Source organism: Bacillus sp. 1780r2a1 (assembly GCA_024134725.1).
GTDB classification, from domain to species: Bacteria; Bacillota; Bacilli; order Bacillales; family Bacillaceae_H; genus Priestia; species Priestia aryabhattai_A.
This window is the reverse complement of the sequence record CP099863.1, coordinates 3,296,598-3,312,769: the sequence shown is the minus strand read 5'-3', so window position 1 is coordinate 3,312,769 and position 16,172 is coordinate 3,296,598. Positions and strand designations below refer to the sequence as shown.

Below are 16,172 nucleotides of genomic sequence, written 5' to 3'. Positions count from 1 at the left end.
GGGGAAAGCACATGAGAAAGGCTGGAAAACAAACATGGGTATATGAAAATCCTGTTTATATTAATGCAGCTGGTACAGCTGTTGGGCCTAAAGAAGCGGATGGTCCATTAGGGAGTACCTTTGATATTACGCATAAAGATTTACATTGTGAAGAATCAAATTGGGAGTTAGCTGAGCGTAAGCTTATGCGTGAATCCATTGACTCATGTTTGGGAAAGGTGAATTTATCGTATGAGGACGTAGATTTGTTTTTAGCTGGGGATCTTTTAAATCAGAACGTAACGGCTAATTTTGTAGCAAGAGATCATCAAATTCCATTTCTTTGTATGTTCGGAGCCTGTTCTACTTCGATGGAAACGTTAGCAACCGGAGCAGCACTTGTTGATGCAGGGTTCGCTAACCGTATTATAGCCTCTGCTAGTAGTCATAACGCGACGGCAGAAAGACAGTTTCGATATCCGACTGAATATGGAGGACAAAAGCCTGATACTGCGACCGCAACGATTACAGGAGCAGGAAGCGCGCTCGTTTCTAAACAAAAGAGTTCCGTTCGTTTAACATCCGCTACTATAGGGCGAGTAATGGATTATGGAATTAAAAATCCTTTTGATATGGGTTCAGCTATGGCTCCAGCAGCTGCAGATACGATTCAAAAACATTTTGAAGATTTACAGGTGTCTCCCAATCACTACGATTTAATCGTTACGGGAGATTTATCAGGCGTTGGTAGTCCAATTTTAAAACAGTTATTAAAAGATGAAGGATATGATGTTTCAGAGAACCATAATGATTGCGGGTTAATGGTTTATCGTCCAAATCAAAACGTGTTTGCTGGAGGAAGTGGATGCGGTTGTTCGGCTGTTGTCACATATGGACATCTGCTTAATGAATTAAAGTCCGGAAACTTAAAACGAATCTTTGTTGTTGCAACGGGAGCATTACTTAGCCCAACGATGACGCAGCAAAAAGAATCAATACCAACCATTGCACACGGTGTCGTAATGGAACATGTTGAGGAGGGATAATTGTGGATTATGTTATTGCTTTTGTGGTAGGAGGAGCAATCTGTGTAATCGGTCAGCTGTTGCTGGATTTTGCCAAGCTTACCCCTGCTCACGTTATGAGTTCCTTTGTAGTAATTGGGGCTATTTTAGATGGATTTGGGATTTATGATAAATTTATTGAATTTGCTGGAGCAGGCGCCACGGTTCCAATTACAAGCTTTGGCCACTCGCTATTACACGGAGCTATGCACCAAGCAGATGAACACGGCTTTATTGGAATTGGAATTGGTATGTTTGAGCTAACATCTGCAGGTATTTCAGCAGCTATTTTATTTGCTTTTATCATCGCGCTAATCTTTAAACCAAAAGGATAAGAGGTGTGACATGAAAAAAAGGCAAGTTATTTTAGTTACCGATGGAGATGAATACGCACGGAAAAATATTGAGTACATTGCGAAAAAGGTGGGCGGGAGATGTATCTCAAAGTCCTATGGGAATCCAACCACTCTAACCGGTAAAGAAATTGTTGGCATGATTTTAGAAGCACCGTATGATCCTGTATTTGTAATGTTCGATGACAGTGGCTTTGTTGGTGAAGGTGCTGGAGAACAAGCGCTCAGGTATGTAGCGACGAATAAGCAAATTGATGTATTAGGGGTTATTGCGGTAGCTTCTAGAACCCATCAAAGTGAATGGTCCAAAGTAGATGTTACCATCGACCGTTTTGGTGAACTAACGCATTATGGTGTAGATAAAAGTGGTATTCAAGAGTTGGAAGTTGGGCGAATAAATGGTGACACGGTTTACTGTTTAGATGAGCTTGATGTTCCGCTTATTGTCGGAATCGGAGACATTGGCAAAATGGCACGTATGGATGATGTAAAAGCCGGGTGCCCAATTACAGAACAAGCTGTACAGCTGATTTTAGAAAGGAGTGGGTTCAGTGAGCGAAAAAGTGGAAAATAAAACAAAAATTTTTCCAAAGATTCAACAAAACGATGAATGGTATAAAAAGAACGCTAGTATGATTACAAGCTTCGACGTAGGTGTTCGTAAACTGCTTATACTAGGTCGAGAAGTGCATGTATACTACGTAACAGGCCTTTGTGATAGTGCATTTATTATTGAGATTACCAAAGTGCTTGTTCAAATTAATGATAATGAAGTTGAGCAGGCAAAGTTAAAAGATATTATTGAAAATCGTTTAATTCATCAACAGGTTAAGCCTTTAAGAACACTAGATGAAGGAATGGATACAATTTTATCAGGCCTCATCTTTGTTCTTATTGATGGAGAAGAAGTAGGTTTTGAAGTTGATGTAAGGATGTATCCAGGGCGTTCGCCAGAAGAACCAGATACGGAAAAGGTTATTCGCGGTGCACGCGATGGATATACAGAGAATATTATCGTCAATACAGCATTAACTCGCCGTCGAATCCGAGATGGAAGACTACGCTTTGAAATCTTTAAAGTAGGTGAACGTTCCAAACTGGACGTAGCAATTGGTTACATAGATGAAATTGCAGATCCTGGACTTGTGGAAACTATAAAAAAAGAGCTTACTTCTATTAAAGTAGATGGTCTACCTATGGCAGATAAATCGCTAGAAGAGTATTTGGTCAAACAAGGTTTTAATCCATTTCCTATGGTACGTTACACGGAAAGGCCAGACACGGCTGCTACGCATTTATTAGAAGGACATGTTATCTTAATTACAGATACATCGCCGAGTGTCATTATTACGCCAACGACGTTTTTTCATCATATACAACATGCAGAAGAATATAGACAAGCTCCTGCCGTTGGCACATTTATTAGATGGGTAAGGTTGTTGGGGATTTTAGCATCTTTATTTTTATTACCATTATGGTTATTATTTGTTTTAGAACCACAGCTTTTACCACCGGAACTTCAGTTTATAGGGCCAAATGAGGAAACAAATATTCCAACTGTTGTTCAGATTTTCTTAGCTGACTTAGGGGTCGAATTCTTAAGGATGGCCGCCATTCATACACCAACTGCTCTAGCCACCGCCATGGGTTTGATTGCAGCTGCTCTTATTGGACAGATTGCCATCGATGTAGGGCTTTTTGTACCTGAGGTAATCTTATATGTAGCCGTAGCAGCAATTGGTACATTTGCTACTCCAAGTTATGAATTGGCCATTGCAAATAAAATGATTCGTTTAATGCTCTTAATAGGTGTAGCTGCTTTTCACACGCCTGGATTTGTCATTGTATCCACGCTGTATTTAATACACCTTGTGAGCTTAAAGTCGCTTAATACACCTTATCTATGGCCATTTATGCCGTTTAACCCTAAAGCATTGCTTCAGGTTATTATTCGACCATCAGTACCATCTGCTAAATCAAGACCGAGTATTGTGCATCCACAAGATAAAGATCGTCAGCCAGCAGAGTCGTAAATCTAGTATCTGTCTCTTGTTTATTTAGCAATATGTAGTTGAAACCTGTAAAAAAATGTGATAAGTTTGTTTTAATTATGTAAAATAATAAATCTTTAGACAGTTAGCAGCTCTTTATGCTGTCAGCTGTCTTTTTTACAATATATAAAGGAACGGGGTAGAAGGATGTTTTTACATGGTACAAGTCGCATTAATGAACAAGGTCATCTAGAAATCGGTGGTGTAGACGCGATTAAGCTAGGAAAAGAGTTTGGAACACCTCTTTACGTATATGATGTCGCTTTAATTCGTCAACGCGCTAGAGGGTTTAAAGAAACTTTTGAAAAACACAATATCAAAGCGCAGGTAGCATATGCAAGTAAAGCCTTCTCAACCGTTGCAATGGTACAAGTAGTAGACCAAGAAGGCCTGTCCTTAGATGTTGTATCTGGAGGAGAGCTATATACGGCGCTGGCAGCTAATTTTCCTAAAGAACGCATTCACTTTCATGGCAACAATAAAAGCAGAGCTGAGTTAGAAATGGCTATTAAAGAAGATATTGGGTGTATTGTTGTAGATAATTTCTATGAAATTGCTCTTTTACAAGAGCTTACAGAGCAGCATGATAAAAAAATGCCCGTACTATTGCGCTTAACACCTGGTATCGAAGCTCATACGCATGATTATATCTTAACTGGGCAAGAAGACTCTAAATTTGGTTTTGATCTTCAAAATGGTCAGGCTGATGAGGCAATTAAAGCCGTGATGGAAAGCAGTGGACTTAATCTTTTAGGAATTCACTGCCATATTGGTTCACAAATCTTTGAAACAACAGGATTTGTTATGGCGACTCAGAAACTCTTTTCAAAAATGAAAGAGTGGAAAGAAACAATTGGCTATGTGCCGGAGGTACTTAATCTTGGCGGAGGGTTCGGCATTCGTTATACAGAGGAAGATCAGCCAATTCCTGTTTCCGAGTATGTAGAAGTGATTATCGAAGAAGTTAAAAAGCAATCAGCACAGCTAGATGTTCCAATTCCAGAAATTTGGATTGAACCTGGACGTTCACTCGTAGGAGATGCAGGGACAACACTTTATTCTGTTGGTTCACGCAAACATGTCCCAAATATTCGTGAATATGTAGCGATTGATGGAGGGATGAACGATAATATTCGACCAGCATTGTATCAAGCAAAGTACGAAGCTGCTCTTGCGAATCGAATGAATGATGTGAAAGATGAACTTGTATCAATCGCTGGGAAATGCTGTGAATCTGGAGACATGTTAATGTGGGACTTGTCGTTGCCAACAGCGCGTCCAGGTGATGTTTTAGCCATGTTCTGTACCGGTGCATATGGTTATTCAATGGCGAGTCAGTATAATCGTTTACCTAAACCAGCAGTTGTATTTGTTGAAGATGGAGATGCCCAGTTAGTTGTGAAGCGTGAAACGTATGAAGATATTATTAAAAATGATCTAAAATATAACGTTGCGTTAAAAAAATAAAAAAACGGTTGCCGTAGAGGCAGCCGTTTTTTTATGAGAATAAGGCTTTAATAGCATCAATGATACTAACAAAGAAGTTCTTTAGTTTATCAAGAAACGATTGTCCTTCTTCAGACTGTAAAAATGTTGTTACTTTCTCTTTAGTAGCTGACAATTGATCTTTAACTTGATTCCAATCAATATCTAAGTCTTTTAAACGATTGAAAAAATCAACGAGTGCGTTGAGCTCAGAGTCTGTTAAGCTAATGCCTAAATCATTGGCTACACGCTCGATTAAAGCACGCAAATCATCTTTTGTTTGTGGGTTTTCCTTGGCAATTTCTTCTTTTATTGTGGCCATAAATTCAGCTGCTTTTTCTTTTCCTACTTTTTCACCAAGTTCAGCTGTTTGGACCATCTCTTCGTTAGCAGCTTTTTTAACCTCTTCAGGTATTTTTTTATTTGTTTGTACTTCATAGGCTTTCATAATGCCTGTTAATGCAGCAGTACCTGACACTTCAAAAGGTGCCGTGATTTTAATGTCAGCATCTTTTACACCTGCAGTCATTAAAGCGTTTAGATACATATCATCGGTAATGGATGTAATGTTTTGAGTTGCTACACTTAAGCCTGAATCTTTTGCAGTAAGCGTAATGCTTGAAGATGAAATCGCTCTAGAGCCAATGGTTGCTTTTGGAATAAAGTCACCTAAGTACTCATGCTCTTCGGCATTCGATACAGTAATGGTTTGGGCATTTTCAGGCGCTTCAAGATCTTTTAATACTTTTTCTTTTTGCGCAATTGTTAAGTCTTCTCCTAACGTAACAATAACGTCACCTACGGCTGCGTCTGCCAGGCTTTTTATTGGTGCAGTTAAAAATAAAACCAAGCTCATAGTAAGCAAAATTACTTTTATATAAGGCTTCATAATTTTTTCCTCCTTTAACCATATCCTATTATAATACGATTTTAGATAATGCGATAGTTTCATCCCACGCTATTTATTAAACGAAGAGAAAACAAGAAAGTTTCAAAAAAAGAAAAATTCGCTGATGGGTTGAAGAAAAGTGATTCGTTGAATTTAGATATTCACTTATAGTACAATAAGATGAAACATTGTAAGAGCGTGCATAGTTACTTATGTACAACCATAAGTGTTGAAATACATAATTTGGAGGTTTTACACATGAAAAAAGCAAGTATTTTAATGGAAAATGGAGAAAAAATCCTAATCGATTTATTTGAAAACGAAGCGCCTGGAACAGTTGCAAACTTTGAAAAATTAGCAGCTGAAGGTTTTTACGATGGCGTAACGTTTCACCGTGTAATTCCTGGATTTGTATCACAAGGTGGAGATCCAACAGGAACAGGTGCTGGTGGCCCTGGTTATACAATTAAGTGTGAAACAGAAGGAAATCCTCACAAGCATGAAGCGGGTTCATTATCAATGGCTCATGCAGGAAAAGATACAGGAGGAAGCCAATTCTTTATCGTACATGAGCCACAACCACACTTAAATGGCGTGCATACTGTATTTGGTAAAGTAACAGAAGGTTTAGACACAGTATTGAAGATGCGTAACGGTGATGTAATGAAAGAAGTTAAGGTGTGGGAAGAGTAATATTCTGATTCTGTAGTAACTCAAGATTAGCTTGAAAAGAGCGATAATAGAGCGCCTTGTAAGTTGTGAAATCGACTTTACATGTCGCTCTTTTTATGTGAATTTACGGTGATGTTGCTATTATTTCATAAATTTTGTATGATAAAAGCATTAGAATTAACGAACACATCGTAGGAAAGTTTGAGAACGAGGGAGAATTTTATGCTTATTCGCTATAAAAGAAGTCATGAAAAAATTGCTATGGGTCTTCTGTCGTTTGTGCCAACTGAAAAGGATTTAAAAAAACTTCAGCAAACGATGAAAGATTATGAGCAAAACGAAAATCGCCAGCTATATTTATGGAAACAGGGAGAAGACTTTATCGGTATTGTTGGAGTCTCAATTATTGATCAAGATCTAGTTGAGGTTCAACATGTGAGTGTCAATCCATCTCATCGCCAGCAGGGGATTGGAAAAGAAATGATTAAAGCACTTCAGCAGATGTATTCTAATGCTCAAATTAAGCCTAGTGAGTTAATTGCACCGTTTTATGAAAAATGTCAAAGTGAACAATAAAAAGCAGAGCTGTAGTAGTTTTAACTACGAGAAGCTCTGCTTTTTCGTAATTTCTTTGCGCGCTCTGCGATAATAGCTGTTCGATCACGCAGCTTATGACGGTGAATAAGGTGTTCATCCTGCAAATTAGATGGTGTAAGCCATCCGAATGTTTGAGCTAAAGGGTGTGCTTTGCATTGCTGAACAAGATGCTCATCGATAATTGGCATATTTAAACTTTGGTAAGGCTTTGAAGCCTGTATCAAACGCAAATGTTTAGTGAGCATGCTAATTAAATCGATTGGTTGCAGACCAATCTGAAGTAGTTCTTCATGGTGCGCATCAAGAATTGAGATTGCTTTTTTTATCGTACGTTCAGCACCTGCGTAGTTACTTCTTCGATGATGATACAACGAAACAGCAACTTGAATGAGCCCAACCCATAAAACATTGCGATGTCCAGGATCAGCAGCTTTCCAATGTTCTTCTAGTACTTCATGGCATTCGAAATAATCTCTGTTTGTATGAAAATAAACAAGATAATCTATATATGGTTTTGGATACATAGCTGATAACCTCCTAATGCCAGTGTAACACAAAAAAAGTGTCCAGCTAAACTGAACACATTTGGGTCATTTTATTAAAAGTGTAAGCAAGCGCATCCGATGATCACTAATAAAATAAACAATACAATAATTAAAGAAAATCCTCCGTTATAATCATGCTTGTGAGTCATGAGAATTCCTCCTTCGAGTTATCAAAATGCTATTACCCTGACATCATATGTTCATTTTTACGTTTGGTATGGGCGAATGACCTATCTTTCCTAGAAATTATATTGGACATGTGTCTAGAATCCTCTATACTAATGATAGTGCGACTTATGACTAAATGATAATTTTGGTGGGATAGAATTGGAATATAGTGTGAAGGTAGATGCTTTTGAAGGACCGCTAGATCTCTTATTGCATCTTATTAACCGATTTGAAATTGATATTTATGATATACCAGTAGCAACGATTACCGAACAATACATGATGTATATACATACGATGAACGAGCTTCAGCTAGACGTGGCAAGCGAATATTTAGTAATGGCTGCGACGCTTATTCAAATTAAAAGCAAAATGTTATTGCCAACATACGACGAAGACGACATAGATGATAGTATGGATGATGTAGAAGAAGATCCTCGCGAGCAGTTAATGCAACAATTAATCGAATATCGAAAATTTAAAGAAGCTGCTGTTGAACTTCAAAAGCTTGAAGAGACACAAACGCATATTTACGCGAAGGCACCTAGTAACTTACAGCAGATAAGTGATGAAAAACCGGCGCAGCAAGATAGTGGAGATTTAGATGTGTCGCTTTATGATATGCTCAGTGCTTTGCAGAAACTGATGAAGCGAAAGCAGCTACAAAAGCCAGTTCAAGCAAGGGTAGCTCGCCAAGACGTCCCAATTGAAAAAAGAATGACGGAAATTGTATCCGTACTTCGGAAAACAAAAGGAAAACAAAGTTTTTATACGCTGTTTCCTTATCCTGAACGCAATCATATTGTGGTAACGTTCTTAGCCATCTTAGAACTAATGAAAAAGAATGAAGTCATCGTAGAACAGTCAAATAACTTAGATGAACTATACGTTGCATATCAAGAAAGGAATGATGAAAGATGAGTAAACAGCATATCTCTGCAGCTATCGAAAGTTTACTATTCGTTGTAGGAGATGAAGGGCTATCTATTAAGCAACTGCAAGAACTTCTTGATGTGTCGAAAGACGAAGTGAGTATAGAACTAGATAAATTAATGAAAGAGTACGAGAATGATAAGCGAGGTCTTCAACTAGTAGAGATTGCTGGACAATTTCAATTTGCAACGAAGCAGGAATATGCTTCTTATGTGGAGAAATTAATTGAAACGCCACCTGCTCAATCCCTATCTCAAGCTGCACTCGAAACGCTTGCAATTGTGGCATATCGCCAACCCATTACGCGAGCTGAAATTGAAGAAATTCGAGGTGTAAAAACTGAAAGGCCGCTTCAAACGCTAATAGGAAAAGCACTTTTAAAGGAAACGGGACGCGCAGAAGGAGCAGGCCGAGCGATTTTATATGGAACAACAAAAGAATTTTTAGCTTATTTCGGCTTAAAAGATTTGAGTGAATTGCCACCGCTTCCAGAAGAAGAATCAGGTGCTGAACAGGAAGCAGACTTGTTTTTTAGAACGTTTCAAGAAGCTGAATAACTTACTTGATGAAGAACACGATGAGCAAACATCGTGTTCTTTTTATGAATAAATAAGAAGAATATTACAAATAAGATAAAACTTGAAAAATACCTCCGCGTAAATAAATCATAACATGAAAACAAATGCATAAACTTGTACAAACAGATAAAGGGACGGGGATGACATGCGAAAAATAAAGCAAAGCATTATTTGTTTCATGATTTTATTTTTAGGTCTAAGCAGTTTGCCTCCTACTACATATGCAGCAGGTGTAAGCGCCCATAGTGCAGTTTTAATTGAGCAAAAGTCTGGAAGAGTTTTATACGAGAAAAATGCTGATGCCATTAGTCGTATAGCAAGTATTACGAAAATTATGACGGCTATATTAGCAATCGAATCTGGCAAAATTGATCAAACAACAACCGTTAGCCCTCGAGCAGTAGGAGTAGAAGGGTCATCCATTTATTTGGTTGAGGGTGAAAAAATTAAGCTCAAAGACTTAGTATACGGGCTCATGATGAGGTCCGGCAACGATGCGGCTGTAGCGATTGCTGAAACAGTGGGTGGAAGCGAAGAGGGATTTGTGTATTTAATGAATCAAAAAGCAAAAGAAATTGGAATGACTAATACAACATTTCAAAATCCTCATGGCTTAGATGATCATGAAAATCATCGTTCAACGGCTTACGACATGGCAATCTTAATGCGCTACGCGATGAATAATAAGACGTTTAGAGAAATTTCAGGAACGAAAGTTTACAGAACACCTCATCCCGAAGAAAAATGGGATCGAGTGTGGAAAAATAAAAATAAATTATTGACGAGCTTATATGCATACTGTACAGGTGGTAAAACTGGATATACCAAGCTAGCAAAGCGAACGCTGGTAACAACCGCCACAAAAAATGGAATGGATTTAATAGCTGTTACGATTAATGCACCTAGCGATTGGAATGACCATATCTCGATGTACGAAGGGGCTTTTGACACTTATAAAATGACAAGCTTAGCTCCAAAAGGAGAATTAAAAGGTATTGAAGATTCATTTTACAAAAAGAAGCTTGAAATAAAAAGAGATGTTGTATACCCACTAACAAAAGATGAGCAAGAAACCGTTAAGTTGAAAACAATTCTAATTAAACCTCAAAAAGAATGGAAAGAAGGAAAGCCTGTTCCAAGCGTTGTAGGAGAATTACAGGTGACGCGAGATGGTGATTCGATAGGCAATATCCCAATTTATTTTCACAGTGAGCCAAAGAAAGAAGAGGGGTTCTTCAATAAGGTAAAGAATTTATTTTTAGTTTATCCAGGAGCACGATAAGATGGTCAATATCATTTGGATGTTGCTGACGATTATTGGAATTGTATTTGCAATCATTAATGGAAAGATGGAGGCAGTTAACAAAGCAATTTTTCAAGGGGCAGGAGAAGCCGTTACCATCAGTATTGGTTTAATAAGCGTATTAGTGTTTTGGCTAGGTATTATGAACATTGCACAGCACGCTGGATTATTAGAAAAATTAGCAAAGTTGTTTCGCCCCATTATTGGAAGGCTGTTTCCTGATATTCCAAAAGACCATCCTGCTTTAGGGTATATACTGTCTAATATGATGGCTAATATGTTTGGTCTGGGTAATGCCGCTACCCCGCTTGGGATTAAAGCAATGGAGCAGTTAAAACAGCTAAATGGTAATAAGGATGAAGCGAGCAGGTCAATGATTACGTTACTAGCGCTCAACACAACCAGTCTAACACTAATTCCAACAACTGTTATTGCTATTCGAATTACGTATAATTCCGCCAATCCAACAGAAATTGTAGGAACGACACTTCTTGCAACGGTTGTCGCTACAATGGGAGCCATTGTCATTGATCGTTATTTCTACCATCGCCGCATGAAAAAAGGAGGCGGACGTAGATGACCTTATTAAATCAGATTTCCATTATGTTTATCCCTCTTATTGTAGGGTGTATCCTTTTATATGGAACATATAAAAAAATTCCAACTTATGAACGGTTTGTAGAAGGCGGGAAGGATGGTTTACAAATTGCGTTTTCTATTATTCCTTATCTTGTCGGGATGCTCGTCAGTATTTCAATCTTTCGAGCGTCTGGAGCATTAGATTTCTTTTTAAACTTTATGAAGCCATTTTTGAATGCGGTTGGCGTGCCTGCTGATATAGTCCCACTTGCTTTAATCAAACCAATTTCAGGAACTGCTGCTTTGGGTATTACCACCGATTTAATTTCAACGTATGGACCGGATTCTTTTATTGGGAGATTAGCTTCTACTATGCAAGGAAGTACTGATACCACTTTTTATATTTTAACCGTTTATTTTGGAGCCGTAGGGATAAAGAAAATGGGCGATGCTCTAAAGGTTGGTTTGTTAGCGGATTTAGTAGGTATTATCGCATCAGTTGTAATTGTTATTCTTGTTTTTGGGTCATAATAAAGGTAAAAGAAAGCAAGCTTGGCATGCTTTCTTTTTTTGTATGAGAAAATTAATAGGTATTTGCTGTACAGGCTTGTATATTAGAGAGTAAACAAGTAAGATGTTACAAGAGGTGAGATATAAATGGAACGATTACAAAAAGTAATTGCTCATGCGGGTGTTGCTTCAAGGCGTAAAGCTGAAGAGCTTATTACGCAAGGACGAGTAACGGTGAACGGAAAAGCAGTAAAAGAGCTAGGAACAAAGGTAGGACCTAACGATAAAATTGAAGTGGACGGTGTACCATTAGAGCGTGAGGAACCGGTCTATTTTATGTTATATAAGCCAAGAGGCGTTATTTCAGCAGCGAAGGACGACAAAGATCGAAAAACAGTTGTAGACTTTTTCCCCCACGTTGAAGAACGTATTTATCCAATTGGGCGCTTAGATTATGATACGTCAGGTCTAATTCTTTTAACAAACGATGGTGAATTCGCCAACCTGCTAACGCATCCAAAGTACGAAATTGATAAGGTGTACGTAGCAAAAGTTAAAGGTATTCCACCACGTGAAAAAATTAGACAGCTACAAAGAGGTATTATGCTTGAAGATGGAAAAACATCGCCTGCGCGTGCAAAAGTTCTGTCGATTGATAAAGGAAAACAAACAGCTATCGTAGAGCTATCGATTCATGAAGGTAAAAACCGCCAAGTTCGTCGCATGTTTGAAGCGATTGGTCACCCTGTTTTAAAGCTAAAGCGTGAGCGCTATGCGAATTTAGATTTAAGAGGTTTAAATGCAGGAGAAGCAAGAGAATTAACGGCTCATGAGGTAAAGCAACTGTATACGAAAGCACAAACAGGTAAATAAGTATAAAGAGGCACGTTTAGCTAATGGTATAATCCGTCAGCTAAACGTGTCTTTTTTTATGAAGACGTATACCTAGAGATGGCAAGTGAGCTTTCTGTCGATGGCCGATTAAACAGATAAGTGTGTCACATAACCTTCATAATATTTTTCCCTTTACGAATGCGAAAAAATGCTATAATTGTAAGAAAACGCATAATGAAAACGATTTAGAGGAGTTCGATTGGGATGAAAAAACGTCGCTTATTTATTCGTACTACGATTCTAACTATTTTATTAGTTGCCGTCGGCTACACTCTATATACGCAATTTATAGCTGACAAGCAAGCCTTTTCAGTAGGTGATCAGGCTCCTAACTTTGCGCTCCAAGATTTAGAAGGCAATGAGCATAAGCTTTCTGATTACAAAGGTAAAGGCGTCTTTTTAAATTTTTGGGGCACGTGGTGTAAACCTTGTGAAAAGGAAATGCCTGTAATGGAAGCGCAATACGCCAAGTATAAAGATCAGGGTGTTGAAATTTTAGCTGCAAATGTTGGTGAAACAGATGTTGCTGTTAAGCAGTTTGCAAACCGCTATGGATTATCCTTTCCGATCCTAATGGACAAGGATTCACAGGTTCTCCATGCATACGGTGTAGACCCGTTACCAACTACGTTTTTAATTGATAAAGATGGAAAGATTGTCGATGTGTTTATTGGAGGGTTGGATGAAAAACGAATTCAAGAGTACATGGAATTAATTAAGCCGTAGGGAGTTTTTGCTATGAAACAAATACGATGTGAATGCGGTCATCAAAATAAAGAAGGAACCGTGTTATGTGAAGCGTGTGGGAAGCCATTAAATGAAGAGGCCTCAAAGCAACTGGTTGATATGCGATACGAGGGAAGTGCAAGGCGGTCACAAACATATAATAAAACAATCATTGATAAGATATGGAACTTTTTCTCCTCAGTAAAGGTAGGTGTTTGGATTATTATCCTTACACTTACAGCATCAGCTCTAGGAACGATTTATCCACAAGAAATGTACATACCACCAGGAACAACAGCAGTTCAATATTATGAACAAGAGTACGGATGGACGGGAAAACTCTACTATGAACTAGGATTTCACAATTTATACGGTTCATGGTGGTACATGCTTTTAATCGCATCACTTGGTATATCATTAGTCATTGCCAGCTTAGATCGAGTTGTTCCACTTTATAAATCACTAAAATATCAAAGGGTAAAAAAACACGCAAATTTCTTGAAAAAGCAGCGTTTATTTAGCGTTACGAAGTCATGGACAGATGAAGACTATGAAACTTTGAAAGAACAGCTGAAAAAGCGTCGATATACGGTTCGAGAAGAAAGCGGAAACATATTGGCTGAAAAAGGAAGGTTTTCAAGATGGGGACCTTATGTCAATCATGTTGGGCTTATTATTTTCTTAATCGGCGCCATGCTTCGGTTTGTACCTGGCATGTACGTTGATGAAGTGCTGTGGGTACGAGAAGGTGAAACAAAGGTAGTGCCCGGTACTGATGGGGAATACTATTTAAAAAACAATGCGTTTAAAGTTGAAATGTACGATAAAGACACGGAAAAAGAAGTTTTTCAACAAGCGATTGACCGAGTCGGTAATCAAACGATTGTAAAGAATTATCAAGCTGATGTGACACTATACGAGCGTGAAGGGGACAGTATTCCTGGACAAACGCCAGAATTAAAAGAATTAAAGGATAAAAGCATTCGTGTAAATGAACCTTTAAAGCACGAGGGTTATGCCATTTACCAGGTGGATTATAAGCTTAATGAGTTTAATGCCATGTCATTTCATTTAACAAATAAAGAAACGGAAGAAAATATTGGCCAATTAACAGTTGATTTATATAATCCGCAGGAAACATATGAGCTTAAGGATGGTTATAAAGTAGATTTAATTAGCTATTTCCCAGACTTTTACTTAAATGATGACGGAAATCCTGATACCAAAACGCGCGTGCCGAATAATCCAGCCTTTGTGTTTAAAATGTTTTCACCTGAGCATCCCAAAGGTGAGGTAGCACTTGTCGCTATTCAACAAAACCTAGAGCCACTTGGTGAAAATGACTATAAAATGTCCTTTGCAGGTGTGGATACAAAAAATGTAACAGGTTTAACAGTGAGGAAGGATTATACACTTTGGGTTTTAGGTCTTGGAGGTGCCATCTTTATGATTGGTGTCATTCAAGGAATGTATTGGAATCATCGTCGACTATGGATTCAAAGAGTTGACAATGAGCTCTGGTTAGCTGCTCATACAAATAAAAACTGGTACGGTTTAAAAAACGAGCTAAATCAAGCAATTCAACAGACCAAGGTTATGCCGTTGCATGATCAAATGGATAAAGACAAGGGGTAGGAGGAGACAAAATGGATTTTGCAAGCGTTAGTAGTAACTTGCTTTATGTAGCTTTTATTGCTTATTTAGTCGCTACGTTTTTCTTTGGTGGAGCCATTAGAGAAAAGAATTCAAAGCATAAGACAAACAAGTGGCCGGTATTTGGAATTAGCGTAACGATTGTTGGATTCATTGCGCAAGTTGGTTATTTTATTACGAGGTGGATTGCTTCAGGTCATGCACCAGTTAGTAATCTATTTGAGTTTACAACCTTCTTTGGCATGATGGTTGTCGGAGCATTTATTATTATTTACTTTATTTATAAGTTGAGTATTCTAGGCTTATTTGCTCTTCCTGTGGCGCTGTTAATTATTGCGTATGCAAGTATGTTCCCAACAGAAATTTCGCCTTTAATACCGGCTCTTCAAACAAATTGGTTACATATTCACGTTACAACAGCTGCTGCAGGGGAAGCAATTTTAGCCATTAGCTTTGTAGCGGGACTGATTTACCTTATTAAATGTATTGATCAAACAAAAGCAACAAAAAAAACATTTTGGCTAGAGTTTATCCTGTATTCTTTACTTAGTACGGTTGGATTTATTATTATGACAACAGCTTTTAGCTTATCAAACTATGACGCTACCTTTACATGGGTTGATAAAAATGAAAAACAGGCTGAAATGGTATATCATCTGCCAGCCCTAGTTGGTCCGCATGAAGGTGAGCTAATCACGGATAATCGATTAGAGCCAACGGTTTCGGTACCTGCAATTATAAATGCACAAAAATTAAATACAGTTTTATGGTCACTGATGAGTGGTTTAGTCCTATATTGGTTACTTCGCCTTGTTCTTCGCAAGCGAATTGGTGCTGCTTTAAAACCGTTAGTCAAGCAAGTCAATAGTGAATTACTAGATGAAGTAGGCTATCGCTCTGTTGCTATTGGGTTTCCTGTTTTTACTTTAGGTGCTTTAATTTTTGCAATGATATGGGCGCAAATTGCCTGGACGCGCTTCTGGGGATGGGATCCGAAAGAAGTATGGGCTTTAATTACGTGGCTTTTCTATGCAGCCTTTTTACATCTGCGTCTAGCAAAAGGGTGGCAAGGTGAACGTTCAGCGTGGTTAGCAGTTGGTGGCTTTGCTATTATTATGTTTAATCTCGTTGCAGTTAACTTAGTCATTGCAGGTCTACATTCATATGCATAACCAAAACTCGCTGTCATTGCG

19 protein-coding genes are annotated in these 16,172 nt (G+C 38.2%); 16 read left to right on the top strand and 3 right to left on the bottom strand.

Annotated features, from left to right (window positions below):
- Positions 1-11 precede the first annotated feature (11 nt).
- From spoVAD to lysA, 5 genes are all read left to right on the top strand, one after another.
- Positions 12-1,025, top strand: coding sequence for a stage V sporulation protein AD (gene spoVAD / locus NIZ91_16635; GenBank protein ID USY54358.1), 1,014 nt, complete (start codon positions 12-14; stop codon positions 1,023-1,025).
- A 2-nt stretch (positions 1,026-1,027) separates the two neighbouring features.
- The gene (spoVAE, locus tag NIZ91_16630) at positions 1,028-1,378 is read left to right on the top strand and encodes a stage V sporulation protein AE (GenBank protein USY54357.1); all 351 of its coding nucleotides are present in this window, start codon (positions 1,028-1,030) and stop codon (positions 1,376-1,378) included.
- Between the two features lie 10 nt (positions 1,379-1,388).
- The gene (locus NIZ91_16625) at positions 1,389-1,970 is read left to right on the top strand and encodes a stage V sporulation protein AE (GenBank protein ID USY54356.1); all 582 of its coding nucleotides are present in this window, start codon (positions 1,389-1,391) and stop codon (positions 1,968-1,970) included.
- Complete coding sequence (locus NIZ91_16620; protein ID USY54355.1) at positions 1,948-3,429, top strand: spore germination protein; 1,482 nt, start codon at positions 1,948-1,950, stop codon at positions 3,427-3,429. The genes NIZ91_16625 and NIZ91_16620 overlap by 23 nt, the downstream gene beginning before the upstream one ends.
- Positions 3,430-3,594: 165 nt before the next feature.
- A complete protein-coding gene (lysA, locus tag NIZ91_16615; protein ID USY54354.1) occupies positions 3,595-4,914 on the top strand; it encodes a diaminopimelate decarboxylase in 1,320 nt (439 codons plus the stop codon).
- 31 nt (positions 4,915-4,945) lie between these two features.
- Here the strand turns inward: lysA and NIZ91_16610 are convergent, their stop codons facing one another.
- Complete coding sequence (locus tag NIZ91_16610; protein ID USY54353.1) at positions 4,946-5,821, bottom strand: DUF1002 domain-containing protein; 876 nt, start codon at positions 5,819-5,821, stop codon at positions 4,946-4,948.
- A gap of 258 nt (positions 5,822-6,079) precedes the next feature.
- On the opposite strand from NIZ91_16610, the gene NIZ91_16605 reads away from it, so the two are divergent.
- Together NIZ91_16605 and NIZ91_16600 are read left to right on the top strand one after the other, a co-directional pair.
- Positions 6,080-6,514, top strand: a complete 435-nt coding sequence (locus NIZ91_16605; GenBank protein USY54352.1) for a peptidylprolyl isomerase — start codon at positions 6,080-6,082, stop codon at positions 6,512-6,514.
- A 201-nt stretch (positions 6,515-6,715) separates the two neighbouring features.
- The gene (locus tag NIZ91_16600; protein ID USY54351.1) at positions 6,716-7,069 is read left to right on the top strand and encodes a GNAT family N-acetyltransferase; all 354 of its coding nucleotides are present in this window, start codon (positions 6,716-6,718) and stop codon (positions 7,067-7,069) included.
- A 20-nt stretch (positions 7,070-7,089) separates the two neighbouring features.
- Here the strand turns inward: NIZ91_16600 and NIZ91_16595 are convergent, their stop codons facing one another.
- Positions 7,090-7,614 carry a DUF309 domain-containing protein gene (locus tag NIZ91_16595; GenBank protein USY54350.1) on the bottom strand — a complete coding sequence of 175 codons (525 nt, stop codon included), beginning with the start codon at positions 7,612-7,614 and terminating at the stop codon, positions 7,090-7,092.
- A 74-nt stretch (positions 7,615-7,688) separates the two neighbouring features.
- Entirely contained in the window at positions 7,689-7,784 is a 96-nt protein-coding gene (locus NIZ91_16590) for a YjcZ family sporulation protein (protein USY54349.1), read from the bottom strand.
- A gap of 178 nt (positions 7,785-7,962) precedes the next feature.
- Between NIZ91_16590 and NIZ91_16585 the strand changes: the two genes are divergently transcribed.
- The 9 genes from NIZ91_16585 to ccsB all read left to right on the top strand — a co-directional run bounded on the left by NIZ91_16585 (position 7,963) and on the right by ccsB (position 16,151).
- Positions 7,963-8,724, top strand: a complete 762-nt coding sequence (locus tag NIZ91_16585) for a segregation/condensation protein A (protein ID USY54348.1) — start codon at positions 7,963-7,965, stop codon at positions 8,722-8,724.
- Complete coding sequence (scpB, locus tag NIZ91_16580) at positions 8,721-9,293, top strand: SMC-Scp complex subunit ScpB (GenBank protein USY54347.1); 573 nt, start codon at positions 8,721-8,723, stop codon at positions 9,291-9,293. Before NIZ91_16585 ends, scpB begins: the two co-directional genes overlap by 4 nt.
- Before the next feature lie 166 nt (positions 9,294-9,459).
- Complete coding sequence (locus tag NIZ91_16575) at positions 9,460-10,596, top strand: D-alanyl-D-alanine carboxypeptidase (protein ID USY54346.1); 1,137 nt, start codon at positions 9,460-9,462, stop codon at positions 10,594-10,596.
- 1 nt (position 10,597) lies between these two features.
- Complete coding sequence (locus NIZ91_16570; protein USY54345.1) at positions 10,598-11,197, top strand: spore maturation protein; 600 nt, start codon at positions 10,598-10,600, stop codon at positions 11,195-11,197.
- Positions 11,194-11,727, top strand: a complete 534-nt coding sequence (locus tag NIZ91_16565) for a spore maturation protein (GenBank protein USY54344.1) — start codon at positions 11,194-11,196, stop codon at positions 11,725-11,727. The genes NIZ91_16570 and NIZ91_16565 overlap by 4 nt, the downstream gene beginning before the upstream one ends.
- Positions 11,728-11,853: 126 nt before the next feature.
- The gene (locus tag NIZ91_16560) at positions 11,854-12,579 is read left to right on the top strand and encodes an rRNA pseudouridine synthase (GenBank protein USY54343.1); all 726 of its coding nucleotides are present in this window, start codon (positions 11,854-11,856) and stop codon (positions 12,577-12,579) included.
- Positions 12,580-12,804: 225 nt separating this feature from the next.
- The gene (resA, locus tag NIZ91_16555) at positions 12,805-13,326 is read left to right on the top strand and encodes a thiol-disulfide oxidoreductase ResA (protein USY54342.1); all 522 of its coding nucleotides are present in this window, start codon (positions 12,805-12,807) and stop codon (positions 13,324-13,326) included.
- A 12-nt stretch (positions 13,327-13,338) separates the two neighbouring features.
- Positions 13,339-14,961, top strand: coding sequence for a cytochrome c biogenesis protein ResB (locus NIZ91_16550; protein USY54341.1), 1,623 nt, complete (start codon positions 13,339-13,341; stop codon positions 14,959-14,961).
- Between the two features lie 11 nt (positions 14,962-14,972).
- Positions 14,973-16,151: a c-type cytochrome biogenesis protein CcsB gene (gene ccsB / locus NIZ91_16545; GenBank protein ID USY54340.1), complete on the top strand. Its 1,179-nt coding sequence runs from the start codon at positions 14,973-14,975 to the stop codon at positions 16,149-16,151.
- Positions 16,152-16,172 lie beyond the last annotated feature (21 nt).